Source organism: Ruegeria jejuensis (assembly GCF_041537905.1).
GTDB lineage: Bacteria > Pseudomonadota > Alphaproteobacteria > Rhodobacterales > Rhodobacteraceae > Ruegeria_C.
Genome location: NZ_JBGRUO010000005.1, coordinates 156,590 through 179,664 on the forward strand (window position 1 = coordinate 156,590; position 23,075 = coordinate 179,664).

Annotated in this window: 19 protein-coding genes; 5 read left to right on the forward strand and 14 right to left on the reverse strand. The window is 61.9% G+C overall.

The genetic code is table 11. The annotated features are described in order from the left end of the window. Window positions 1-125: 125 nt before the first annotated feature. A complete protein-coding gene (locus AB1E34_RS08220) occupies window positions 126-947 on the reverse strand; it encodes an alpha/beta hydrolase (protein ID WP_372571852.1) in 822 nt (273 codons plus the stop codon). A 5-nt stretch (window positions 948-952) separates the two neighbouring features. After that, window positions 953-1,087, reverse strand: coding sequence for a hypothetical protein (locus AB1E34_RS08225; RefSeq protein ID WP_372571853.1), 135 nt, complete (start codon window positions 1,085-1,087; stop codon window positions 953-955). Window positions 1,088-1,228: 141 nt separating this feature from the next. Here AB1E34_RS08225 and AB1E34_RS08230 point away from each other — a divergent pair, with 141 nt between their 5' ends. Both AB1E34_RS08230 and AB1E34_RS08235 read left to right on the forward strand, forming a co-directional pair. Further along, window positions 1,229-2,959: a sensor histidine kinase gene (locus AB1E34_RS08230; protein ID WP_372571854.1), complete on the forward strand. Its 1,731-nt coding sequence runs from the start codon at window positions 1,229-1,231 to the stop codon at window positions 2,957-2,959. Further along, window positions 2,956-4,296, forward strand: coding sequence for a sigma-54-dependent transcriptional regulator (locus tag AB1E34_RS08235; RefSeq protein ID WP_372571855.1), 1,341 nt, complete (start codon window positions 2,956-2,958; stop codon window positions 4,294-4,296). Before AB1E34_RS08230 ends, AB1E34_RS08235 begins: the two co-directional genes overlap by 4 nt. 65 nt (window positions 4,297-4,361) lie before the next feature. Here AB1E34_RS08235 and AB1E34_RS08240 read toward each other — a convergent pair whose 3' ends face one another. Together AB1E34_RS08240 and AB1E34_RS08245 are read right to left on the reverse strand one after the other, a co-directional pair. Next, window positions 4,362-5,537, reverse strand: a complete 1,176-nt coding sequence (locus AB1E34_RS08240) for a helix-turn-helix domain-containing protein (RefSeq protein ID WP_372571856.1) — start codon at window positions 5,535-5,537, stop codon at window positions 4,362-4,364. 117 nt (window positions 5,538-5,654) lie between these two features. Further along, the gene (locus AB1E34_RS08245; RefSeq protein WP_372571857.1) at window positions 5,655-6,497 is read right to left on the reverse strand and encodes a M15 family metallopeptidase; all 843 of its coding nucleotides are present in this window, start codon (window positions 6,495-6,497) and stop codon (window positions 5,655-5,657) included. Window positions 6,498-6,691: 194 nt separating this feature from the next. Here AB1E34_RS08245 and AB1E34_RS08250 point away from each other — a divergent pair, with 194 nt between their 5' ends. Together AB1E34_RS08250 and AB1E34_RS08255 are read left to right on the forward strand one after the other, a co-directional pair. Next, on the forward strand, window positions 6,692-7,267 hold the full coding sequence (locus tag AB1E34_RS08250) for an OmpA family protein (RefSeq protein WP_372571858.1): 576 nt from the start codon (window positions 6,692-6,694) through the stop codon (window positions 7,265-7,267). 38 nt (window positions 7,268-7,305) lie between these two features. Beyond that, window positions 7,306-9,501 (forward strand): serine/threonine protein kinase, encoded by a 2,196-nt coding sequence (locus tag AB1E34_RS08255; protein WP_372571859.1) that lies wholly within the window; start codon window positions 7,306-7,308, stop codon window positions 9,499-9,501. 24 nt (window positions 9,502-9,525) lie between these two features. On the opposite strand, the gene AB1E34_RS08260 is transcribed toward AB1E34_RS08255, so the two are convergent. Continuing rightward, window positions 9,526-10,398, reverse strand: a complete 873-nt coding sequence (locus AB1E34_RS08260) for a LysR substrate-binding domain-containing protein (RefSeq protein ID WP_372571860.1) — start codon at window positions 10,396-10,398, stop codon at window positions 9,526-9,528. Between the two features lie 122 nt (window positions 10,399-10,520). On the opposite strand from AB1E34_RS08260, the gene AB1E34_RS08265 reads away from it, so the two are divergent. After that, window positions 10,521-10,787, forward strand: a complete 267-nt coding sequence (locus AB1E34_RS08265; protein ID WP_372571861.1) for a DUF6552 family protein — start codon at window positions 10,521-10,523, stop codon at window positions 10,785-10,787. A 3-nt stretch (window positions 10,788-10,790) separates the two neighbouring features. Here AB1E34_RS08265 and AB1E34_RS08270 read toward each other — a convergent pair whose 3' ends face one another. From AB1E34_RS08270 to iolD, 9 genes are all read right to left on the reverse strand, one after another. After that, window positions 10,791-11,513, reverse strand: coding sequence for a PP2C family protein-serine/threonine phosphatase (locus tag AB1E34_RS08270; RefSeq protein WP_372571862.1), 723 nt, complete (start codon window positions 11,511-11,513; stop codon window positions 10,791-10,793). Next, a complete protein-coding gene (gene tagF / locus AB1E34_RS08275) occupies window positions 11,510-12,196 on the reverse strand; it encodes a type VI secretion system-associated protein TagF (RefSeq protein WP_372571863.1) in 687 nt (228 codons plus the stop codon). Before tagF ends, AB1E34_RS08270 begins: the two co-directional genes overlap by 4 nt. Beyond that, window positions 12,196-15,765, reverse strand: coding sequence for a type VI secretion system membrane subunit TssM (tssM, locus tag AB1E34_RS08280; RefSeq protein ID WP_372571864.1), 3,570 nt, complete (start codon window positions 15,763-15,765; stop codon window positions 12,196-12,198). Before tssM ends, tagF begins: the two co-directional genes overlap by 1 nt. Further along, window positions 15,765-17,300 carry a type IVB secretion system protein IcmH/DotU gene (gene icmH, locus AB1E34_RS08285; RefSeq protein ID WP_372571865.1) on the reverse strand — a complete coding sequence of 512 codons (1,536 nt, stop codon included), beginning with the start codon at window positions 17,298-17,300 and terminating at the stop codon, window positions 15,765-15,767. Before icmH ends, tssM begins: the two co-directional genes overlap by 1 nt. Window positions 17,301-17,405: 105 nt before the next feature. Further along, window positions 17,406-18,413: a GSU2403 family nucleotidyltransferase fold protein gene (locus AB1E34_RS08290; protein WP_372571866.1), complete on the reverse strand. Its 1,008-nt coding sequence runs from the start codon at window positions 18,411-18,413 to the stop codon at window positions 17,406-17,408. Window positions 18,414-18,490: 77 nt separating this feature from the next. Further along, complete coding sequence (locus tag AB1E34_RS08295) at window positions 18,491-19,327, reverse strand: class II fructose-bisphosphate aldolase (RefSeq protein ID WP_372571867.1); 837 nt, start codon at window positions 19,325-19,327, stop codon at window positions 18,491-18,493. After that, window positions 19,324-20,160, reverse strand: a complete 837-nt coding sequence (locus AB1E34_RS08300; protein ID WP_372571868.1) for a 5-deoxy-glucuronate isomerase — start codon at window positions 20,158-20,160, stop codon at window positions 19,324-19,326. Before AB1E34_RS08300 ends, AB1E34_RS08295 begins: the two co-directional genes overlap by 4 nt. A gap of 12 nt (window positions 20,161-20,172) precedes the next feature. After that, a complete protein-coding gene (iolC, locus tag AB1E34_RS08305; RefSeq protein ID WP_372571869.1) occupies window positions 20,173-21,159 on the reverse strand; it encodes a 5-dehydro-2-deoxygluconokinase in 987 nt (328 codons plus the stop codon). Beyond that, window positions 21,159-23,024, reverse strand: coding sequence for a 3D-(3,5/4)-trihydroxycyclohexane-1,2-dione acylhydrolase (decyclizing) (gene iolD, locus AB1E34_RS08310; protein WP_372571870.1), 1,866 nt, complete (start codon window positions 23,022-23,024; stop codon window positions 21,159-21,161). The genes iolC and iolD overlap by 1 nt, the downstream gene beginning before the upstream one ends. Window positions 23,025-23,075: the final 51 nt, after the last annotated feature.

Below are 23,075 nucleotides of genomic sequence, written 5' to 3' on the forward strand. Positions count from 1 at the left end.
GCACCGCATTGCCCTTGGTTTGCGCAGCGACGGCCCCGCTCAGGCAAAGCGCAAGAAGACAAGGAGTTACAAGTCTTGGGATTGGCACATTAACCCCCGGATCAAGGCTATTGGTATTGCTCGCACTATGAGCCGGTTGCAGCACCCAAACAACCTTTAAGAGAGCCCTTGCCCGTTTCGGCCCAGGCTTCGCTCAGATAACGCGCCACGGTTTCGTGGGCACGTTCGGCGTCGTCGACCAGACCCAGATAGCTGAAGAAGCCGTGAATCATGCCGGAAAAATCCACCTGCTCGACCGACACACCGGCATGGCGCAATTGCTGCGCATAGGCCGCACCTTCGTCATGCAGCACATCACATTCTGCCGTCAGCACCAGCGCAGGTGGCAGACCCACATGCGACGGCGCAAGCCCCGGATTGGCGCGCCAATCCTCGTACATCGTGGGGTCCGGCAGATACCGCTCGCGGAACCAAGCCACCGTGTCGGTTTCTAGAATGCCATACCCAGCGCCATAGCGGTCATAAGATCCTGTTCCGCCGCGATAATCGATCACTGGATAGATCAGCGCCTGCGCCGCAACTGCGATGCCTGCATCGCGCGCCATCATGGCGGCGACCGCCGCCAGATTGCCGCCCGCGCTATCGCCGCAGAGCGCGAGCCGGGCGGGATCAATGCTTAAATCCCCAGCATTTTCCATCACCCAGCGCAGGGCGCTGAAGCTGTCCTCGACCGCTGCGGGAAACGGATGTTCCGGTGCTTTGCGATAGCCGACCGAGATCAGTGTGCAGCCGGTCTTCAGCGCCAGGAACCGCGCGGTCGTGTCAGAGGTGCGCAGGTCGCCAAACACATGGCCGCCGCCGTGAAAGAAAACAATCACCGGGGCGTTCTGATCCGAATTGGTGCGATAGATGCGCAGCGGCACCGATCCGTAGGCCGGATCGGTCATGGCTTCTACGGCCGCGCCGCATAGAGCTGCTCGATCAGATTACGCGCGGCCTGGGTGCTGAGATTCTGGATCTTCGGCATGCCAAGCGCCTGCATCTTGTCCAGAAGCGCCTGTATCTGCGGGTGAACGCCTTGGGGCATGGGGTCTCCTGATCCTGTGGCATGAGCTGCGCGCAGCGTATCGGCGATGCTCCGCCGCTTGGTCCTCACGCGAGCCCTGCCAGTCGCCGAATGGCCAGCCGCTTCTTGCCTTTGGCTTAATTTCCCTCCAAGCAACCGCCCATGCGTCGTCTCTCTGTCTTTCTGTTTGTGATCGCTACCCTGCTTGTTGCGGCAGGGGTATTTCAGCTGTCCTATAGGTATTTCCGTGCAGAAGAGCTGTCGCGCGCAGAAGGGCGGCTGTCGCTTTATGGCAGTTCGGTCACGGCCGAGCTTGAACGGTTCTCGCACCTGACCCATGTGCTGGCCCGTGACACCTATGTGGTTGAGACTGCCGCCGGAGCGCCGACCGGCGCGCTGAACCGGCGGCTGGAGGGGTTTGCCGATCAGGCCGGGCTGGATGCGATCTATCTGATCGAACAGGACGGGCTGACCGTCGCCGCGTCGAATTTCCGCGACAGCGCCAGCTTTGTTGGCCAGAACTACGGGTTCCGCCCCTATTTCCGGCAGGCGTTGGAGGGGCGGCAGGGACGGTATTACGCCATCGGCGCCACCACCGGTCTGCCGGGTTATTTCATCGCCGATGCGGTGCGCGATGCGGCAGGCCATGTGGATGGCGTCGTTGCCATCAAGATCGACTTTTCGCAGCTTGAAGACAGTTGGCGCAAGGCCGGAGAGCAGGTGTTGCTGGCCAATGAGGACGGGGTCATCCTGCTGGCCTCCAACCCGGACTGGCGCTACCATGTGCTGCACGCGCTAAGCACCGATCAACGCGCCCGGATCGAGGCGGCACAGCAGTTCCTAGGCCAGCCCCTTGCGGCGCTGGACTGGTCCGACCTCCCCGATCAGCGCGCCCGCCTCACCGGCTCCGACCGGCTGCATTTGACCACCGCAGGCCTGCCGCATGGCTGGCAGTTGCATTATTTTGCCAGCGATGAGCGCGCCGTGGATCGCAGCTGGCTGGTGTCGGCTTCGGTTGTGGTGCTGGCGGGTCTAGGCTTCATCCTGTTTCAGGTGCAGCGCGCCCGGCGCATGGGGCAAGCGCTGCAGCGATCGGAAGAGGAAGAGGCGCAGCTGCGTCAGGCCAATGAGCGGCTGGCGGTCGAGATCACCGAGCGGCGCAGTGCGGAGCGGCGGCTGCAGCGCACCCGCAACGAGCTGGAACGCGCCAGCCGCTTGGCCGCCCTGGGGCAATTGGCGGCCTCGGTCACCCATGAACTGGGCCAGCCGATCGCCGCAATGCGCAATCATCTGGCCGCCGCCGAGATTACCGCGCGCGAGGCACCTGGCCTCACCAGCAAGATCGGCGCTCTGGTCGAGCGGATGGAGGGTATCACCCGACAGCTGAAGTTCTTTGCGCGCTCGGATGTCGAGGAATTTGCCGCCTTCGACCTACGCACGGCGATGGAGGCGGCGCTGGCGCTGGTTGCCCCCAATGTACACGAGATCGGTGCAACCATTCAGCTTGACCTATGCAAGGCCCCGGTGATGTTGCGCGGCAGCAAGCTGCGGATCGAACAGGTCATGACCAATCTGTTGCGCAATGCCTTGGATGCGGTGGAAGAGGCTGAGACGCCGACTGTCTCGGTCCGCCTGGGCGCTACGGAAAGCGAAAGCTGGTTCGAGATCCGCGACAACGGTCACGGGCTGGGCGCCGCGACGCTTGCGGAACTGCAGGAACCCTTTGTGACAACACGCGAAAGCGGCCGTGGCATGGGGCTTGGTCTGGCAATCTCGGCCAGTATCGTCAAGGATCATGGCGGTGTGATGAGTGCCCGCAATGCCCGCACGGTAGGCGCGGTGTTCCGGGTGAGCTTCCCCAAAGCCGAAACAGAGGAAGGCGAGCTGGTATGACGGACGCGCGCCCGATCACCATTCTGGTTGTCGATGACGACAGATCCCTGCGCCAGTCGCTGATCGAGTTGATCGAAGCGGCAGGCTGGCAGGCCTCCGCCGTATCCCGCGCCGAGCGGGTGGCCGGTCGGCTCGCAGAGACGCCGCCCGATGTGATCCTGTCTGATGTGCGCATGCCGGGCATGTCGGGTCTGGATCTGCTGGCCAGTCTCGACACATCGAGTGGCCCGCCGGTTGTGCTGATCTCGGCCCATGGCGACATCCCGATGGCGGTAGAGGCGATCCGGAACGGGGCTTACAGCTTCGTCGAAAAGCCCTATGAGCCACGCCGCCTGCTGACCATCCTGCGCAATGCCGCCGAACAGAACCGCATGAAGCAGCGTAACCGACGGCTGACCGATCGGCTTTACAAACTGTCAGGGCTGGATCGCATTCTGCTGGGTCAAAGCCCGGTGGCGGCAAATCTGCGCCGCGACATCCTCGATCTGGCCGATACCGATGCGGCGATCCTGATCGAAGGCGAAACCGGCACCGGCAAGGAGCTGGCCGCCCGCGCGCTGCATGATCTGGGCACCGATCCCGACAGTCCGTTTGTGGCACTGAACTGTGCCGCACTGACACCTGATATGTTCGAAGCCGAGATGTTCGGGGTTGCGGGCGAAACCGGTGGCCGCTTGCTGGCGGCAGCAAATGGCACCCTGTTTCTGGACGAGGTCTGCTCCTGCCCGCCGCCGGTGCAGGCCAAGCTGCTGCGGGTGATCGAAGACAAGCAGGTGCTGCCGGTGGGGGCCGCGACCCCGGTGCCGGTACGGTTCCGGGTGATCTCGGCCACTAACGAGGATGTGGAAAGGGCCGTTGAAGAGAACCGGTTGCGACAGGACCTGCTGTTCCGCCTGAACACAGTGGTGCTGACCCTGCCGCCGCTGCGCGATCGGCGCGAGGATCTGACCTTGCTGGTGACGCATTTCCTGGACCACTATGCCCGGATATACGAAATCGCTGCGCCCGAATTGAGCGCAGATGATCTGGCCGCGTTGATGACGCATGACTGGCCCGGCAATGTGCGCGAGCTGCGCAACGTCGCTGAACGCCGGGTGCTGGCGGCGCGGCGCGGGGGTGGCTCGGTCGGGCAGGCGCTGCAGAGTGCAGCGCAAAGCGAAGAGGTGCCCGACACCTTGCGCGAGGCGGTCGCCGCCTTCGAGCGCGAGTTGATCGGTAAGGCGATCAGAACCCATCAGGGCCGCATGGACGCCGCCGCCGAGGCGCTTGGCATCGGGCGGCGCACGCTGAACGAAAAGATTGTAAAACTGGGTCTGGACAAGGAGGCCCTGCTATAATCTGGTTGGGTGCAAGGCCGATACTTTAAGGTCTCAAACCCGAGTCCCCTGCAGCGACGGCCCTCTCAAACCAGTGCCGCCCAGAACCGGTAGCGTTCCTGCCCTGTCACTTCGCGGATCAGGCCCATCTCATGAAACAGCGTCAGGTTGCGCCGGGCAGAGGGGCGCGAGCAACCTATTGCTTCGGCCGCCAGTTCCGCCGAGAGCACTGGATAACGTAGGAGCGCCGCGATTAGCAGCGGTGGCGTGCGGCCCGACAACCCGGCTGTCAAATCGATCGCCCGATTGCGCCAAGCCGAGAGCCGGTCCAGTTCCATCGCGGCGCGCAACGCCCCCGCTTCGATTGCATTCAGGAAGGTGGCCAGCCGCGCCGTTGACGCGTCCGAACCCTGCGCCACCTGATGGCGGTCGAACCTGTGTCCTTCGGCCATGGGCAGGTATGGTGCCTCGTCTCCCGCACCCAGCAACAGCGCTGCCACCGACGGCTCTAACATTTGGTCGTAAGACGTCAACGCCAGTCGTCGCCAGGCGGCAAAGCCTTGCGCGGCGCGGGTCAGCAGATGGCAGGTCTCGAGCAAACTCCCGGCCCAGTCCTGCCCGGCCAGATCCAGTTCCGGCCCGGTGGGGCGCTCTTCGTCGCGATGGGGCTCGCTCACGGAAACGCGGCCCAGAAACGCGCGCATGTCGTCCTGCGGCAGCGGACCTGTCAGCAGCCGCCGCACTGCCCAATCCGCGCGGCTCAAATCGCGGGCCATGTCGTCACTGCCGAGCCGGAAGGCCCTATAAAGAGCGATCTGATCCGGACCCAGCCAGATACCTTCAGCCCTCAACAGCGCCGAGACCGTCATCAAGGCGAGCCGCTCGCTCACCCCCGGGGCGGCGTGTCGCAACCGTTCGCCGTAGCGTGCCACTGCTTCGGCCGCAGCCACCAACACCCGGTATTGCGCAGTTTCTGCTGCCTGCCACGTGCGTCCATCCAGCCCCGCCTCGCGCGCGGCCACCGGCCAGGGCATCTCGCCGGGGGCCACATCCTCGGGCGGCTGCGGCAGAAACCACAAATCCTCCTCCTCGACCGGATCGGGATCATAGATCGACCGGGGCGTGGCCTCTTCGTCATCCTCAGGGTTTTTAGGGCGGCGGCGCATGTAACGATCATAATCACCCTGCTTTGGCACGGCCAGTTCTTTTGTCGCGACGCTGCTTGAGCACTTGGCTTGGCCGTCATCTTGCCTGGCACTCACTCAAAGTGCCCTTCCTGCCGACGCAGATCACCCCGATCTTGCGTTGTCTCAGCGCTGCCAACTTTTGGCACCCCGAGGTGCGCACGCGATAACGGGCAAATCTCTGATGTTCTCGGTTTACAGCAACCCCTGATCGACCCATTCTTCGATTTTGTTGCGGCTGACCTCGAAATGCATCGAATCCTCGCGGCCCCAGGCCGCGCCCCAGACCCAGCCCTCCTGCCGGAAGAAATCGGCCAGGATGGTCAGGCCCAGCTGGGTCTTGCCATCGCCGAGCGTATCCAGAACCCCGTCAATGTTCAGGTCAACCGCCAACCCGTAAGCATGCGCCGAGGCCGACGTGGTTGAGCCGCGAATGAACCGGACGCACAGTGACCCGGCGGTGTTGATGCGGGCATAAAGGTCCGGATCGGTGCGGCGGATATTGTCGAACACGTCGCGCAGGGATTCGATGGCCGGTTTCAGCATCTGCACCCGCACGGGGCCGACCTCCTCCAGCGCCAGTTTGGATTTCAGCCGCTCGTTGGTCATCGACTGACAATCATTGCTCAGGTCTTCGCGCGGCAAGCCGAAGGTCTCGCGCAGGAAAGATGGCCGCGCAAGTTCGAGCCCATCATTGACGTTTTTCCGGTCCGCGATCAGGACAACCTGTGCATAGGCATCGATAATCTCGTTCGGGGTCGAACTGTCATAGCCAAAGGAATCGGCAGCGTCGTCATAGTCCTGCAGCAAGGTCACGCCGCCGATCTGGACCTGGCTCAACTCGTTGGCCATGCGGTCAATCTTATCGCGCAGGTCTTCGACCTGCTGGCTCAGCATCTCGATCTCGATTCGGGCGCCGGAATCGATGGCGGGGCCTTCGAAGTTTTCATCCATCGGCACCAGGATCGGAAAGACATACCACAGGATCGGGGCCAGAATGATCGCCACGGCCAGAATGATCGCTGGTACGATGCGCATGGTGCTTTTCGTCCTCGTTGCCTGTATCGCCAGCGCGCACTCTAGAATCCGCTCCGGCGGATGTCACGGGCCCCGAGAAACAGAATGACAGGGTTTGTGTGATCTTCTTCATTGTTCGGCAGCACAGGCGCGAGATAGGTTTGCACCCAAAGACGAGCTAAGATATGATCACCGGCGACGAAGGAGCCAGAAATATGTGCGCGATCAAATCACTAACCCGACTAAGTGTGCCTGCCCTGCTGGCTGTGGTCTCAGTCCAGACAGCGTTTGCACAGGATGCGTCCGAATTGACGGCCGAAGAGATCACCGATGCGTTCAATAAGCAGAAGACTCGCGGATTGGTCATTGTGCCTTCGGGCCAACAAGAAACCGCGACGGAAGATGCCTCAACCACGGTTGCAAATGCACCGACAGAATATACCGCGGTTCCGAAAGATCAGCAGGTCAATATCCAGATCAGCTTTGATTTCGACAGCGCGGCACTGCGTGAGGATCAAAAACCCAAGCTGAGCGCTCTGTGCAGCGCCATGCAGGGCGTGGATGTCAACGTGTTCCAGATCATCGGCCACACTGACAGTTCCGGCTCGGCAGCCTATAACGAGAATCTGTCATTGCTGCGCGCCAAAGAGGTGAAACGTCACCTTGTAAGCGATTGCGGTATCGATGAATTCCGGCTTGAAGCGGTGGGCGCGGGCGAGAGCCAGCCCTTTAATTCTGCCAATCCGCGTGCGGATGAAAATCGGCGGGTCGAATTTCAGGCGCTTGGCTGATAGGGTCACGGCAGAACGCTTGAATTTCTGAGGCCTGCATGACCGAATCCCGCGCCGGTGACCTGTTCCAACCCGGAGACCTGGTCAACAATACCTACCGGATTGAGGCCATACTGGGGCGGGGCGGCACCTCGGACGTCTATCGCGCCCGTTCCGAGATTTCGGGGCGGGTTGCCGCGCTCAAGGTTCTCAAGGCCGAGTTTTCCAGCAATGACGATTTCCTGGTCCTGCTGACCCGAGAAGAAGAGATTCGCGAGATTCGCCATGATGCGGTGGTGCGCTATTCGGAAAACAACCGCACCCCCGAAGGCCACGTCTATCTGGTGATGGATTTCATCAATGGTCCGGGTCTGGATCAGAAGCTGAAACAGGGTCCGATGCCCCCTGATCAGTTGCTGACGGTCTGCAAGCGGGTCTGCGAGGGGTTGGAGGCCGCCCACGCGCGCAATATCGTTCACCGCGATCTGAGCCCTGACAATATCATCCTGCGCGATGGGGATCCGTCACAGGCGGTGATCATCGATTTTGGCATTGCCAAGGATACCAATCCGGGTGCCGAAACGATCGTCGGCAATGAATTTGCCGGCAAATACGCCTATGCGGCCCCCGAGCAGCTTTCGGGCAAGACAGATAGCCGCACCGATATCTATTCGCTGGGTGCGCTGCTGCTGGCCAATTTCCGGGGCGAGTCGCCGCAGGCAGGCCGCAACCCGATGGAAGTGGTCGAGAACAAGAAAAAGCCGCTGGATACCGAGGGCGTCCCAGAACCACTGAAATCCGTCATCGACAAGATGACTGCACCTGACCCCGCAGAACGATTTCAAAGCGCGACAGCTGTGTTGCAGGCCCTGTCCAACGGCGGGCCGGTGCCCGTCACCGAAGAACCTGCTCTGGATGATGCCACGGTCATCGTGCCCCGCCCGTCTCAGGCGGAGAGCGACGAACTGTCGATTCCACCCGCCAGCATACCGCCATCAACCCCGCCCCCTGCCCGGCCCACGGCCACGCAGGAGAGCGGCGTGCGTGGCGGGCTGATTGCCGGGGGTGTTGTTCTGGCCATGGTGGCGCTTGGGGCAGGCGGATACTTCGGTGGCGTCTTCGACAGTTTTCTCGGACCGAGCCTGCCGGTTGTTCAGCCCTATACGCTGGTGGTCGAAAAACGCGAGGGGCTGCCGCCGCGCGCCACCGGTTTTGCACCCTCCGAAGATGTCCGCGCCGAGCTGACGGACGAGATGACGCTGCAACAGGGCACTGCCGACCTGACGCTGGCCTCGGGCGACATTTCTCCCGAATGGGGGCAAGGCGTGACCTCGATCGTTGATACGATGGCTGATCTGGATACCTGGCGGCTGTCGGTCAGCGGCAACAGCGCCGAGGTCAGCGGGAATACCACTGACAGGCAGGTCCACGACATGGTGTTGCAGGCCTTTGCGGACGGGTTGCCCGGAGGGCTGATCGGCGAGATCGATATCGAGCTTGAGCCGCTTTTCCTCGCCTCCGCCTCGGTACAGACGGTTCTGGACAGCATGGCTGATTGCGGCCCGCTTGATCTGATCCGGCCGCCCTCTACCGGGTATGGCCCCGATACGCCGATCGCGTTTTCTGGCACCGTAGCCGCGGAAACGACGCTGGCGGCACTGCAATCCGGATTGGGTGCGGTGGCAGGTGACCGACCCGTGGAGGCCGATGTCGAGGTGCTGAACCCCTCGCTTTGCCTGATCGAGAATTTCCTGCCAAGCGCGCCGCCGGGTCCGATCTCGATCGATTTCCGAAAGGGCGGCGAGGACGAATGGAGGCGCCCGGACGGAGCCTTTGTGGTTGGGGAAAACCCGATTATCGATGTGATCCTGCCGCGCGAGACCAGGGACGGTTACCTGTCGGTCTCGGTCATCGATGTGTCCGGCAACGTGTTTCACCTGCTGCCCAACATTTCCCGCGCCGACAACAACATCGTGGATCTGCGCAAGGGCGACAGCGGTGTGAAATCCGTGCGCGTCGCCTATTCGCTTGAGGAAAGTGAAAAGAATGGCGGCATCGCTTTCATGGTGGATGATAGCGCACTTGGCAAAAGCAAGGTTATCGCGATCCACTCTGACAAACCGCTCTTTGCCGATATGCGACCAACCACGGAATCCGCAACCGGTTATGCCGAAGCGTTGCGGGACCGCAGCCGCAGTCAAGATACCAATATCCTGTCACTCAACAGCAAGATTCTCACAACCGTCGCCGAATAGGATCACGGTCGGTTTCTCGCGGGGCTATGTCTCGGCTTTTGAGGAAAACCAATCCAGCACGGCCTGGGTCGCGGGGTCGCGCCGTTTGCTGCGTGCGGCCAGAAGATAGAAATTCTGCTTTCCCGAAAGCACCTCGGGCCTGATCTGAACAAGCTGCCCCGCTGCAAGTTCACCGGTCACAAGGAACCGGCTGACCAATGCGATCCCCTGCCCCGCGCGCGCGGCATCGATTGACAAGGTGGTCTGGCTCAACCGCAACCCGCGCCCGCTTTGATCTTCGATACTCAAAGCCTGAAGGTAATCCGGCCAAAGATCATGGGTGTCGTGCAGCTTGGGCAGGTCAGCCAGAGTCGTTGGGTCAAGCGGCAGCGCTCTGCCAGCGATCAGGGATGGCGCGGCAACGGCAATGACGTCCTGTCGGAACAGGCGCATCGCTTCCAACGCGGCGCCAAAGGGCGGCTCGCCCTGCCGGACCGCCAGATCGATGCCATCACCATGAAAGCGTGATACATTTTCGGTTGCCAGGATTTGCAGGTCGATATCGGGATGGCTCGCGGAAAAATCCGGAAGGTTCGGGATCAGCCATTTGGCGGCGAAGCTCGGCGTCACGCTGATCAGAACTTTTCCTGGCGCGGGACGCAGCGCCTCGGTTGCCCGGCGCAACTCCTGAAACGCGGACGCAATACGCGCATGGTATCCGCGCCCGGCAGGGGTAAAGGACACTCCTTTGGGCAGTCGTTCAAACAGCGGCAGGCCCAGTTGCGCCTCCAACTGACGCACATGCTGCGCCACAGCCCCTTGCGTCACACGCAACTCATCTGCAGCCGCGCGAAAGTTCAGATGCCGGCCTGCGGCATCAAATGCCCGCAATGCGTTCAGAGGAGGGAGTCGCGCCATATGGCAATACTATTCCTACAGTCAGGAAACATCAATTCTCAAGCGCGATCGGTGGTCGATGTCATTAAGTGGGGTCTTGCAAGGGTCGCCTGTATCGGCCCGCTCAAGATGCCGTTGTCACCATGAAAGCTGAACCGATGTCCTTCAATCCTGCCCAAACCCTGCCCCCGCAAGAGCGTCTTGCATTCATCCTCAAATGGAGTGCCTCGATCATCCAGATCATGGGTTATACCGCCACCGCCCTGGGCTGGACCCCGATGAACCTCTATCTGTTTCTGGTGGGCGTGCTGGGTTGGTTTGCCGTTGGTGTGTTGTGGAACGACCGGGCGATCATGCTGATCCATATTGTAGCCCTCGGGGCGATGCTTGTCGGGATGAGCAGCAGCTAGGTCTCAGACGACCTCAATCACGATGACCGAGATGTTGTCGGCCCCGCCGCCATCCAGCGCCATCTGAACGAGTCGATCAGACACTGTTTCAAGCGGCAGCTCTTTCAGCGCCTTTTCCAGCATGGCGAAGGTCGCATATTTGGTCAGCCCGTCCGAGCAGAGCAGGAACCGATCGCCCGACTGCAGCTCGCCCCGGATCTTGTCCAGTTCCAGCTCGTCACCCACCCCCACCGCGCGGGTTATGGCGTTTGATTGCGGATGATGCTCAGCCTCGTCCCAGGTCATTTGCCCGTCGCGCACAAGATCGGCAACGAAGGAATGATCGCTGGTCAGCATCTGGATATTGCCGTCGCGCAGCAGGTAAATACGGCTGTCCCCGGCCCAGAGCCCGACAAAATGCCCGTTGGCCAGCATCAGGCTGACCACGGTTGCGCCAATGGTCTTACCGCCGCGCTTGTCGGCCTCGGCCCGGATCACCTTATGCGCCTTGCTAAGGGTATCGCGCAGCGCGTTCAACCGCTCGGCGGGCGGCAGGCCCGGCGGGATCGAGGCCGTCATGTCAGCGATCAGGCGGCTGGCGTAATCTCCGGCCTCATGTCCGCCCATCCCGTCAGAGACAAGCCAGAGCCCCTCGTCCAACATGGCAAGCACTGCATCTTCGTTGACTTTGCGCACCATCCCAACGTGGCTTCGGGCGCTGTATCGGACCCGGGGTCGTGAATTCATATGGGCCTTGCCTCAGTCCAGATTGCAGCGGTCAGGTTGAACAAACCTTGCATGTTTGCGGCCGTCGGTAAACCTTCGCAGACCATCAGGCGTGGGACACCGGCAATTTCCGTGCTCCAGATGCTGGGAGCGCGGTACTCACCGGTCACCAGCCCTGCGGCCAGTTCGGGCAGTAGGTCGCCAGCTCCCTCGTGCTGGGTCAGAACCAGCGTGGTGGCTGCTTTTCTGACAGGTGCATCGCAGCGGTGTTGTGGTGGTGCCAGATCGTTCAACAACTCTGCCAGCCTGTCTTTGGTCATGTCGTCGTCAAGTGCCGAAAGAGCGAGGTCTTCTAGTCTCTCGAAAAGTTCGGTCTCTCGAAAATGGTCAAGAATGACCGAGCCTTCGGCCCAGGCGGGAGTGACCAGCGTCAGTGGGAACCGCCGTCCGACCCGATCGACCGAGGGCATTAGAACGCCTAACATCTTTTGTGATCCCGCCAGACCCGGGGAAAGGCAAAACCGCCAGATCGGCGCGGACATATAGAGACCGTCCCACGCAACGCCAGTCGCTCTTTGCGCGTCCAGCATTCCACGCTGAATCCAGTCGTCCCAGACCTGCACAAACGATGCCCGTACATTCAGACGAAAGAAATCGCCCACCGATGGCATTTTGCCAAACGCGCCGAAACCAGGGTGATCCATCAGAACGATTTCGGGCAGCTGAACTTGCTGAGCGCCGGCAGCGCAAAGGGGTTGAGGACCGAGCCGGATTGCAGCTGGAAGATCGCAATGCGTCCTCCAACGTTGAAGATCACTTTCTTGCGGTCCGACACGTTGGTGCGGCGCACTTCTGCCGCGTCCAGCAGGCGGAACCAGGCCCAGGGGCCATCGCGGGCCAGCACGCTTTCGATATTGCGCTTGGTCGGCTCAAAACTGACCCGCGCCAGACCGACCGGGCCGGGCCAACTGATCGCCATCGGGGATGGCAACCCGCCGCGATGGCGGAACTCCAGTGTCTGACCGTCGATCTCCAGCTTCACGCTCTTGGCCTTGGGGTCCAGCGCCTCGGGCATGATCTGGAACTGGATCTGCGGCTCGGGCCCGTTGGCAAAGAACGCCTCCTTGATCTCGGCGGCATATTGCATCTGTTGCAGCACGGCCGGGCTGATACCCAGATCGGTCTGGTTCACGCCAGTTTTCCATGACCAGGGCCGCGTGCGCATATCCACATGTTTGGCCAGGGTCTGGGTAAAGAAGCTGTCGATCAACCCGCTGGGGCCGAACAGCTTGGCAAAATCGCCCATCGCCACATCAGCGCGTGACCGGCGGCTGAACGGATAGCGGTTATCCAGCACCTGAGTACAGAAGGGCAGCACATCGGCCTGCCAGCGCGCATTGATCGAGGCACGGGTACTGTCGCTGGTGATGCCGCTCGACCCGGTGATGACCTGCGTGGCCCAGCGTTCCATCGGTCCGTCGACACGGCCGGCTTCTTGCTGGAACCGTTGCAGCGCCGCGCCGGTTTCTCCGCCTGACACGCCGCTGAACGACATCTTGTTCAGCTCTTGATAGACCTCGGTCAGGCTGCCCATCAACTGATCAAGCTGCGAGGGCTGGCCCTCGGGCTTCGCAGTCAGGTTGTGCAGCCATTCGAACCGGTCTTGCACATAGGTGCCCGGTGGCGCAGGCGGTGGGCCACCCTGAGCGGACGCGGATTTTGCCAGCGCTTCCAACAGGATACGGGTCTGCACAGAGGTGTTGGCCTGCAATTCGATCCCTGCGACCGTGCCCAGCCCTTCGCTGACCTCGGAATTGCCCAGAACCGAGCGATCCTCGGCCAGTTTGGTCTCGTCAGAGATGGCGTTCAGGATGTTGACGATGGGCGAGGTCGGCCCCGAGAGAACGTTAGTCACCTCGACCGCATGGCTGAGGCTTTCCATCGGGATGATATCGACATCGCCCAGCACCTGATCGTAGCGCGCGATATAGTCGTTGTAGTAGAGATCCAGCACATCGCGGCTGAGCGCCGCTAGCGCCTGTTCGGTCTGCTCGGCCTCGCCGCGCGGGCCCAGCACCCAGCTTTCGCCCTGCACGCGCCGGGCGACGCCCAATGCCTCGCCAAGGAAGACGTTGTTGAAGCCGTCATAGGTGAAAATGCCCTCGATTCCGTCATTCAGCGGCCGCCCAGAAGAGCGGACCAGAACCCGGCTGACCGCTGGGCCTCCGGCATCGGTGATACGCCATTGCGGTAAGGCCTGCGCGGCCTGGCTGGCGATGATGCCGTTATAGACCCGCTGGGCCAGCGGCATTTCCGACAGGATGCCCTGTACCTGCTCGACCAGCGGGCCGTTCAGGGCAATTTCCTGCATTGGCTGGGTCAACAGCGCGTCGAGATGGTCGTTCAGGTCCTGCCGGAACTCTGCCCTGCCGCCATCGGGGAAGGACACGGACCAGTCGAGATTCATCCACTGCTTGACCAGATCCTGGTTCATCGGCCCTTGCAGGCCCAGCATCAGATAGACCTTGAGCGCTTCATAAAGCACATCGGCGTTGTTTATATTGGCGGCCATCTGCTCTTCCAGCCGCAGCAGCAGGCGCGGCAGAAAGCGCTGGTTCAATGCAGCGCGATAGGTTTGCGAGGCTTGCGTGCCGATCACTTCGCCCTGATAGAGGCCATAGGTCAGTTTCGGGTCCGGGCTGGGGTCGGACAGCACCGGGTTGGCGGGCATGTCACGCAGGTTATTGAGCGCATCGACCACCGGCACGAGATCGGTGTCGCCCACCGGGCTGGGTGGCAGGGTCGCGGCGGCGGCCTGATAGGCGCTGACATGATCCTGCGCATCAGCGATCAGCTCGGAATTGCCCAGGAAGGACCGCACCAGCAGCCCTCCAATGCCAAGCGCGGCGATGATCGTCGCGGCAATCGACACCCATTTGGTGATCTTATAGCGCTTTTCGACCTTGTCATCGGCGCTGACCAGACCCGCCTCTCGAAAGATCACCTGATCAAACAGCCGGGTCAGGAAATAGGACCGCCCCGTACCGGTGCCCGACCCGATGGCTTGCCGTCCGATCCCGAAGGTGCGTGCCATGCCCAGCATCAGCCGGTCGATCGGGGTGCCTTCCTGCGTGCCCGAGGTGAAATAGACCCCGCGCAGCATCTGGCGATGCTGGTACCGATTGTCGTTGAACACCTCTGACAGAAATTCGCGCGCGGTCTTGCGCACGCTGGCCACCTGCACCGGGAAGCCCGCGATCAGCGCGCGACGCTGTGGGTCGGTCTCGGTCTGCATCCGCTCCAGCGCCTGAGAGTTCAGCCGCGCCAGAATGCCGGCAAATTCCTCGTCAAATGCGGCTACGGGGCTGGCGTCGCCGCGTGTCTTGTCCAGCGGCAGGGTAAAGCCCCAGACCTGTTCGCGGTCTTCCTTGCCCAGATTGTCGTGAAACTCGGCAAATCCGGCGATCAGATCGGCCTTGGTGAAAAGCACATAGATCGGGAACCGTACGCCCAGCTTTTCGCGCAGCTCTTCCAGACGGCGACGGATCGCCTTGGCGTTTTCTTTCTGGGTGATCTCATCCTGAAGCGACAAATCAGACAGGGAAATGGCGATCATCGCACCATTGATCGGTTGGCGCTTGCGGTATTTCTTGAGCAGACCCAGAAACCCGATCCAGGCCGCGTTATCGGTTTCGGCGTCGCTTTCCTGTGTGGTATAGCGGCCCGCCGTATCGATCAGCACCGCGTTTTCGGTGAACCACCAGTCACAGTTACGCGTGCCGCCGACACCGCCGATGGCGGTCTTACCCATCTCTCCGGCCAGCGGGAATTGCAGGCCGGAATTGACGATGGCGGTGGTCTTACCCGCACCGGGCGGCCCTATCATCACATACCAGGGCAGTTCGTTGAGGTGCTTGCGCCCGTTCTTGGATTTGCGCAAAGCGGCCATTGCCTGTTTCAGCTTGCCGCGCAGCTCGTCCAGCTCGCTGCCCAGCATGTCGGGTTCGTCGGCCACCGCATCGGTGATCTCTTCTTCCAGCTTCTTGTCACGCCGGCGGCGGATGAAGAAGATGATCATCGCGATCACGAAGAAGAAGCCGAAGATTGCCCCTCCCCAGATCAGACGCGACCAGAGCGAATCCAGCGGACGCCACTCTTCGCTGCCGATCATTGGGCCGAAATAATAGAGCGCCCCGGCCAGAACGGCCGCGGTGAAGAACAGAACGAAATAGATCGAGCGGAACAGGGGGAACAGGTATCTGCGGATGAACATCAGGTCTCCTCCTGCACCAGCAGGACTTCGATGCGCCGGTTGGCGGCGCGGCCTTCTCGGGTCGCGTTATCGGCGATGGGGTCGTTATCGGCACGGCCCTCAGCGCTGAGCCGGGCGGGATCGCTGAGCGAATCCGCCATCTGGTTCATCACTGATTTCGCCCGCGCCAGCGACAGGGCCAGATTGGACGGAAAGCGTGAGGTGCGGATAGGGACATTGTCGGAATGGCCTGCAACGATCACCTTGCCGGGCTCATCGTTCAGCGCAACGGCGACGCGGCGCACCGGATCCTCATACTTGTCCTGCAACGTGTCGGAGCCAGAGCCGAACATGCCCGACCCCTTGATGCGGATGATCAGCGTATTGCCTTTCTGGAACACCTCGACCAGCCCCTCGTCGATCTCGGGCTGCAGGAATTCCACCACCTTTTCGACCTGCGGCTGTTCTTGCACCGGTTGCGGTGGAGGCGGAGGTGCGCGGCGCTGCAATTCGGCGACCGGACCGGCATCAATCACCGAAAGCTGGCCAACGAGGTTCTCGGTCCGGTTCGACAGCGCATAAGACAATCCGGAGAATTCCATGATCAGCAGCAGCACCGTAACCGCAACGGCGATCCAGACCGGCCGCCACATGCTGAGCGCGCGATAGGGCTTGTCGACGCCTTCCCAATGGGGCGAGAGGTCACGCTCCATCGGGCCGCGTTGTGCCCGGATGATCCGGGCCAAGCCCTGTCGGATCTGCATATGCTTGTCGCTGCCGCCCTGTTCGACCCGCAATCGCCCCTCGAACCCGAGTGACAGGCACATATAGACAAATTCCAGCAGTTCGATGTTGTTGGCGGGGTCTTTCTCCAACCGGGCGAGCAGGTCATAGAACCGGTCGCCGCCAACGGTTTCACGGTGGAAGGTGCCCACCAGAGATTGCGTGGCCCAGACCGATTGCTCGCCCCAGGGCGTGTTCAAGACCACGTCGTCCAGCGTGGCACAGAGCGCATAGCGGGCGATCTTGACCGTCTGGGCCGGGATGCCTGCCTGCAGAGCGGTGTTTTCAAAGGCGCGGATTTCGGACACCACGCTGTCGCGCAGCTTGTCCGGGTCCATGTGCTGGGCTCGATTACGGATGCGGCTGACCAGCGAGAAAAGCGGTGTCGCACAGGCGCTGAGCCGGTTCATGCCGGTCATCACCACGGCTTCGGTCTCGGGCGCGGGCTGGCTTTGCGGGGCGTGCGGTTGCGGTGCGGGTGGCACACCATATGCCTCAGTGCCGGGCGCTTGTTGCGCGGGCTGCTGTGGCGGATAGGGCTGCGCGGGCGGCACGCCATAGGCCGGTTGTTGCGGCGGGTATCCCGGATGTTGCGGCGGATAGCCGGGTTGACCCTGTGGCGGATAGGGCTGTTGCGGCGGGGCCATGTTGGGATCGGGATAGCCCGGCGCGGGCGGCTGCTGCTGAGGCGCAGAGCGCCGTCCGCCGGGATTCGGGCGGATCACCGTCTTGTCCGTATCATCCGGTTCGGCAAACGGGTCCTTGTCAGACATGGGGCTACTACCTGCGTTCTTCTTTGGCCTGCGCAAACACTGTGGCGCAGCGGGCCGGTGGTATCAATTCGTTTCAGGGTCTTTTAATGTACCTTTTCGCACAACTCAGCCGTGCAGATCGTCCAAAATCGCCGCTATGTCGGTTCGGCGGCGCAACGAGGCCCCGATTGCAGTGCGCCATTTGGGTCCGTTGGCCCTCGCCACATCATAGGCTGTGGCCAGTTCATAGGGCCGGGCCTCGGCCAGAACCCGGATCAGCGCGGCGGCCTGATACAGGTCCTTGTCAGACTTGGCGCGATGGGTGCCTGTGCGCGCCGAGGCGACGATCAGCTTGTGCACTGCATAGCGTTCCGGAGCGGGAATGCGCACCAGAACCCCTTCGCGATAGAGCAGCACCGCAGTTATGGGATCAGCCAGCAGGTAATCGAGATAAGGCAGCGCCTGCGCCCAGACGCCCAGACCGTCGTGATGCACCACCGCTTCGCCGCCGCGCCGCTTGGGCGTCAGGATATCCAGCACCACGCCATCACCGGTTTCCCAGCGCACCGGGTGCGGCTCCATCGGACCAGCGACGGGGCGTAGGCCGATCACGTCCAGCGCCCGGGTCAGGCTAGCGGTCTCATCCGCCAATACCCGCACCGCTTTTGTGGCGGCGATATCCACATCCTCGGTCAAGGCCAGCGCATCCTCCAGCCGCACACCAAGTTCCAGCGCATAAAGCCCAAACGCGTGGGTACCCGCCAACACGCCGCCTTGTGCAAAAAAACCGGCCCGATCCAGCGCGTTGATCAGCTTGCCGGTCCCCGCCGTTGGCACCGGCATCTGCGCCGCCCGCAATTGCGCCACCAGCGCGCCCGCATCGCGGTTCCAATCCTGCGCCTTGTCGTTTTCGAGCTTCAGCCGTTCGGCCTGTGCACGTATTTCTGCGGTATCCGGGCCGATGCGGTGCTCGACAACCCCCTGCCCGACCCGCTGTCGTGCGACCCAATAGGCCCCGCCCTTGTTTGACACCCGCAGGATGCTGCCCTGCACGTCAGGCCGGGGCCGTCGCAAATGCCGGTCAAGCAGATCGCGATAGGTGGTCTGCACCGCCAGAGGATAAGAGTCGGCCACCGCCACCTCGCTTACCTACACAGTAATTATTTTTGTGTAGGTAGCAGATAGGATCATCCGGTGAAAGGAAAAAGCGCCTATTGCTGCGCACCGCTAAAGGCCCGCAGGACAGTCCGGGTCGTGTCCACCAGCGGGTCGTGGGTCTCAGACAGAATCTGCACCCGGTCGAAACGATCCGGGTCGCGGTTTACCGCGTCGCGCAGGGCTGCACCGAAAGCCATCCGCAGCTCGGTGCCGATGTTGAACTTGCAGATATTCGAGTTTCGCGCCAGCGATCGGCGCTGCGCTTCGGGCACGCCCGAGCCGCCATGGATGACCAGCGGTACATCCGTCGCCGCTTCGATGGCACGGATGCGCTCCTCGTCCAGCCCGGCGGAGCTTTCCTGTTGCAGGTGCACATTCCCGACCGAGATCGCCATGGCGTCCACCCCGGTCTCGCGCGCAAACTGCGCGGCCTCGTCGGGGTCGGTTCCTGCCGAGGATTCACCGCCGGAATAGCCGACGAACCCAATCTCGCCTTCACAGGAAATACCCGCCGCATGGGCCATTTCCGCAATTTTAGCAGTTTCGTCGATATTCTGCGCCAAGGGCTTGCGCGAGGCGTCGAACATCAGCGAGGTGAACCCGTTGTCGAGCGCTTCGCGGCATTCTTCCAGCGTGTAGCCATGATCGAGATGGGCCACCACGGGCACCGACGCGCCTTCGGCCAGATGCCGGAACATCTTGCCCAGCACAGGAAGCGGCGTATGGGCGCGGCAGCTTGGACCGGCCTGCAGGATCACCGGCACACCTTCAGCCTCGGCCGCAGCCACATAAGCGCGCATGTCCTCCCAACCGAGCGTGACCAACCCGCCGACTGCATAGCCCTGCCGCAACGCGGGTTGCAGCACATCTGCAAGCGTCGCAAGCGTCATTTGAACTTTGCCACCATGTCCTTGATGCCTGGAATGGTTTCGACCTGATAGGCATGGGTGGGCTGAAAGAACTGCACCAGCGAGCGCTGGGTCAGACCGCCGAGAATGGTGAAATAATACATCTCGTAACCCGGCAACACCGCACAGGGATGATAGCCCTTGTCGATGCAGATCGTGGAGCCGTCGACAATGTGATAGGCGTCACCCGCCTTGCCTTCCTCGCGCTGCAGCATTTGCAGACCCGAGCCCCAGTTCGGTTTGAATCGGAAATTGTATGTCTCATCATGGCGTGTCTCATCGGGCAGGCGGTTGGTGTCGTGCTTGTGCGAGGGGAAACCCGACCAGCCGCCCTGCCCCACGGTGAACAGCTCAGAAACCAGCAGACGCCCGACCTTGTCGGCCTGTTTCTGGCCCAGGATATGCTTGATCTTGCGATGGGTCTTGGTGTCGTCGCTGCCATATTGCACGAGGTCGGGTTCGCGCACATCGAAAGGTTCCAGCACCTTGTCGTATTTCGCGCCTGCGATGAAGGTTTCGGTCTCGTCCGAGACGCACACGATCCGCGCCTTGGCGCCTGACGGCACATAGACCCCTTCCGGCTCGCCATCCCAGACATCCTCGCCGCGATTGCCAAGGGCCGCGAAAGACACCCCCTCGATCTCGACATCAACGCTGCCGGTGGCAGGCACGATGCAGGTCTCGTATCCCGGCACCTGGTATTCGAACGCCTCACCCTTCTTGAGCTTGACGATGTTGAAGTAGTTGAGCGGTACCAGCCCATCATCGACATCGACGATAGGTTTATTCTGGTTGTCAAAGGGAGCGATATGCATGTCTTGATCCTCCTAGGCGGCCAATGAGGGGCCGGGATGGGATGCGAGGAAATCCTCTAGCTGAGCGGTGGTGGGCATGGCAGGGGCGCAGCCGGGTTGCGACACCACGATCGAGGCGCAGGCAGAGCCGCGCAGTACCGCGTCGCGCAAGGAATACCCTGCCGCGACGGACGACAGTAGCCCGGCCATGAAACTATCGCCCGCCCCGTTGGGCTTGACAGCGGTGACGGGATAAATGCCAGTTCGGATTTCTTCGTCATCAGAAAATGTTACGGCACCTTCTTCACCCATTTTGTAGATGACGATCCGGCCCGGCTTTGCCGCCAGCTCTCGGGCTTTGTCGAGACCCTTTTCGATGCCGCCGGCCATGAAGCCGAACTCTTCGTCATTGCCGACAATCAGGTCGCTTTCCTCGCCCGCGCGTGACAGAACCTCGGCGGCCACGTCAGGTGAAGGCCAGCTATAGGGGCGGTAGTCGATGTCAAAGATCACCGGCAGCCCGGCGGCGCGGGCGTTCTCAAACGCCCGAAAGGTGGCCCCGCGCGAGGGTTCGGCGGCAAAGACTGTACCAGCCGTGATCAGCGCGCTGAAGGCGCTGTACTCCACCGCGTCCATATCCGCCTCGGTCACCTGAAAATCCGCCGCTCCGTTGCGATAGATGACGTTCTGGAAGTCGTCTATACAGCTTTCATAGACTGCCAGCGAGGTCCGCGCCTCTCCGCCCACCGGGCGGACATAGCGCGCATCGACGCCGTAGTGCTGCAACCGGTTCACACAGAACCGCCCCACCGCATCATCGGAGACGGACGTCACCAGCGCTGCCTGCGACCCCAACTTGACCAACCCGGCGCAGATATTGGCCGATGAGCCGCCCAGATCGGCGCGAAAACTCTCTGCGTGCTCGCTCTTGGTGCCGACGGGATCGGCGAACATGTCCATGCCCGCGCGTCCAAATACAGCAAAGCGGTTGCCCTTGATGCCCTCCAGCAGATTGCTCATCATACGCCCCGACGCTGTTTGGACCGGCTGCTTTCCCAATCCACGTGGGCTTCGCGCACCTTGTCGCTGTCGGTAACATGGGGCGTGCCGACCTCCCACCAGGCATGGCCCTGCGCAGTCCATCCGTCATAGGCGTCGACCTTCATGCAGATCACATGGGTCTTGTCGCTGGCCTTGGCGCGTTTGAACGCCTCGCCCAGTTCGGCAGGGTTTTCGACAGTTTCCGCTATGGCCCCCATTGCGGCCGCATGTGCCTCGAAATCGACGCCGAAGGGCTCCGGGACCGTCGGGCAATCGGCGATCAGATTGTTGAAGCTTTCATTACCGGTGTTGTTCTGTAGCTTGTTGATCACCGCGAACCCGCCATTGTCGAGCACCAGAATAATCAGCTTCTTGCGGCTGAGGACCGAGGAATAGATGTCGGAATTCATCATCATGTAAGATCCGTCGCCGATGAAGACGATCGTATCCTGATCCGGTTCGGTTTCCGATTGTGCGATCCGCGCGCCCCAGGCACCGGAAATCTCATAGCCCATGCAGGAGAAGCCGAACTCTACATCCACCGTGCCGATATCCAGCGTGCGCCAATTGGCGGTGACCTCGGCAGGCAACCCGCCAGCAGCGGCGACCACCCGGTCGCGGGAGTCGCACAATTCGTTAACCACGCCAATGGCTTGCGCGTAGGAGTTCGGGCGATTTCCGTGGGCCACATTCTCGGCCACATAGGCGTCCCACGTCTTGCGCTCGCCTTGAGCGAAACCGGTCCAGCTTTGCGCCGCTTTGTAGCCCGCCATGGCATCGGCCAGCGCGTCCAGCGACCGTTTGGCGTCGCCCACCACAGGCAGCGACATATGCTTGCCCGCATCGTGGCGCGCCGCGTTGACCGAGATGAAACGGGCATCCTTGGCAAAGGCCGTCCATGAGCCGGTTGTGAAATCCTGCAGCCGCGTGCCAACCGCCAGAATGACGTCGGCTGCTTCGGCCACTGCATTGGCGCTGTCTGATCCGGTCACGCCGATTGGGCCAATATTCAGCGGATGGCCGTCCAGCATGTTGGCGCGGCCCGCGATGGTCTCAACGACCGGGATTTGGTGTGCTTCGGCAAAGGATGTCAGCTCTGCCACCGCCCTGGAATACTGCACCCCGCCGCCCGCGATGATCATCGGGCGTTCGGCGGTTTTCAGCAGTTGGACCGCGGCGGCAACTTCCGCCTCATCCGGGGCCTGACGGCGGATATGGTGGACTTTCTTCTCGAAGAACACCGTCGGATAGTCATAAGTCCAGCCCTGCACATCCTGGGGCAGGCCCAGAAAAGCGGGGCCACAATCGGCAGGGTCCATCATGGTGGCAATCGCTGCGGGCAGCGACTGGATCACCTGCGCGGGATGGGTGATCCTGTCCCAATAGCGGCTAACAGCCTTGAAGGCGTCATTCACACCCAGCGCCGGGTTCCCGAAATGCTCCAGCTGTTGCAGCACCGGGTCGGGCAGCCGGGTCAGGAACGTGTCGCCACACAGCATCAGCATCGGCAGCCGATTGGCGTGAGCGAGCGCGGCAGAGGTCAGCAGGTTGGTTGTGCCCGGCCCGGCAGAGGCAGTGCAGAACATGAAGCGCTGGCGCAGCCATTGTTTGGCATAGCCCGCAGCGGCAAACCCCATGCTCTGTTCGTTTTGGCCGCGATAGAGCGGCAGTTCGTCCTGAACCCCATGCAGCGCCTCGCCCAGACAGGTCACATTACCATGGCCGAAGATGCCAAAGCCGCCGCCGCATAAACGGTATTCCTGCCCGTCGATTTCGATGAACTGGTTGGTCAGCCAGCGGATAATGGCCTGAGCGGTCGTCAGGCGGATCGTATCGTCGCTCATCTGTTGGTTCCCTCAATCGATGCGGGCGCAGCAAGTGGATCGAAAGCCACT

What these genes read in the sequence shown, in the direction of transcription:
- AB1E34_RS08230 (WP_372571854.1), top strand. Translation starts at nt 1,229, where the DNA reads ATGCGTCGTCTCTCTGTCTTTCTGTTTGTGATCGCTACCCTGCTTGTT.
- AB1E34_RS08250 (WP_372571858.1), top strand. Translation starts at nt 6,692, where the DNA reads ATGTGCGCGATCAAATCACTAACCCGACTAAGTGTGCCTGCCCTGCTG.
- AB1E34_RS08235 (WP_372571855.1), top strand. Translation starts at nt 2,956, where the DNA reads ATGACGGACGCGCGCCCGATCACCATTCTGGTTGTCGATGACGACAGA.
- AB1E34_RS08245 (WP_372571857.1), bottom strand. Translation starts at nt 6,497, where the DNA reads ATGCGCATCGTACCAGCGATCATTCTGGCCGTGGCGATCATTCTGGCC.
- AB1E34_RS08220 (WP_372571852.1), bottom strand. Translation starts at nt 947, where the DNA reads ATGACCGATCCGGCCTACGGATCGGTGCCGCTGCGCATCTATCGCACC.
- AB1E34_RS08270 (WP_372571862.1), bottom strand. Translation starts at nt 11,513, where the DNA reads ATGAATTCACGACCCCGGGTCCGATACAGCGCCCGAAGCCACGTTGGG.
- iolD (WP_372571870.1), bottom strand. Translation starts at nt 23,024, where the DNA reads ATGAGCGACGATACGATCCGCCTGACGACCGCTCAGGCCATTATCCGC.
- AB1E34_RS08300 (WP_372571868.1), bottom strand. Translation starts at nt 20,160, where the DNA reads ATGCATATCGCTCCCTTTGACAACCAGAATAAACCTATCGTCGATGTC.
- icmH (WP_372571865.1), bottom strand. Translation starts at nt 17,300, where the DNA reads ATGTCTGACAAGGACCCGTTTGCCGAACCGGATGATACGGACAAGACG.
- AB1E34_RS08260 (WP_372571860.1), bottom strand. Translation starts at nt 10,398, where the DNA reads ATGGCGCGACTCCCTCCTCTGAACGCATTGCGGGCATTTGATGCCGCA.
- AB1E34_RS08295 (WP_372571867.1), bottom strand. Translation starts at nt 19,327, where the DNA reads ATGACGCTTGCGACGCTTGCAGATGTGCTGCAACCCGCGTTGCGGCAG.
- AB1E34_RS08265 (WP_372571861.1), top strand. Translation starts at nt 10,521, where the DNA reads ATGAAAGCTGAACCGATGTCCTTCAATCCTGCCCAAACCCTGCCCCCG.
- tssM (WP_372571864.1), bottom strand. Translation starts at nt 15,765, where the DNA reads ATGTTCATCCGCAGATACCTGTTCCCCCTGTTCCGCTCGATCTATTTC.
- tagF (WP_372571863.1), bottom strand. Translation starts at nt 12,196, where the DNA reads ATGGATCACCCTGGTTTCGGCGCGTTTGGCAAAATGCCATCGGTGGGC.
- AB1E34_RS08225 (WP_372571853.1), bottom strand. Translation starts at nt 1,087, where the DNA reads ATGCCCCAAGGCGTTCACCCGCAGATACAGGCGCTTCTGGACAAGATG.
- iolC (WP_372571869.1), bottom strand. Translation starts at nt 21,159, where the DNA reads ATGAGCAATCTGCTGGAGGGCATCAAGGGCAACCGCTTTGCTGTATTT.
- AB1E34_RS08255 (WP_372571859.1), top strand. Translation starts at nt 7,306, where the DNA reads ATGACCGAATCCCGCGCCGGTGACCTGTTCCAACCCGGAGACCTGGTC.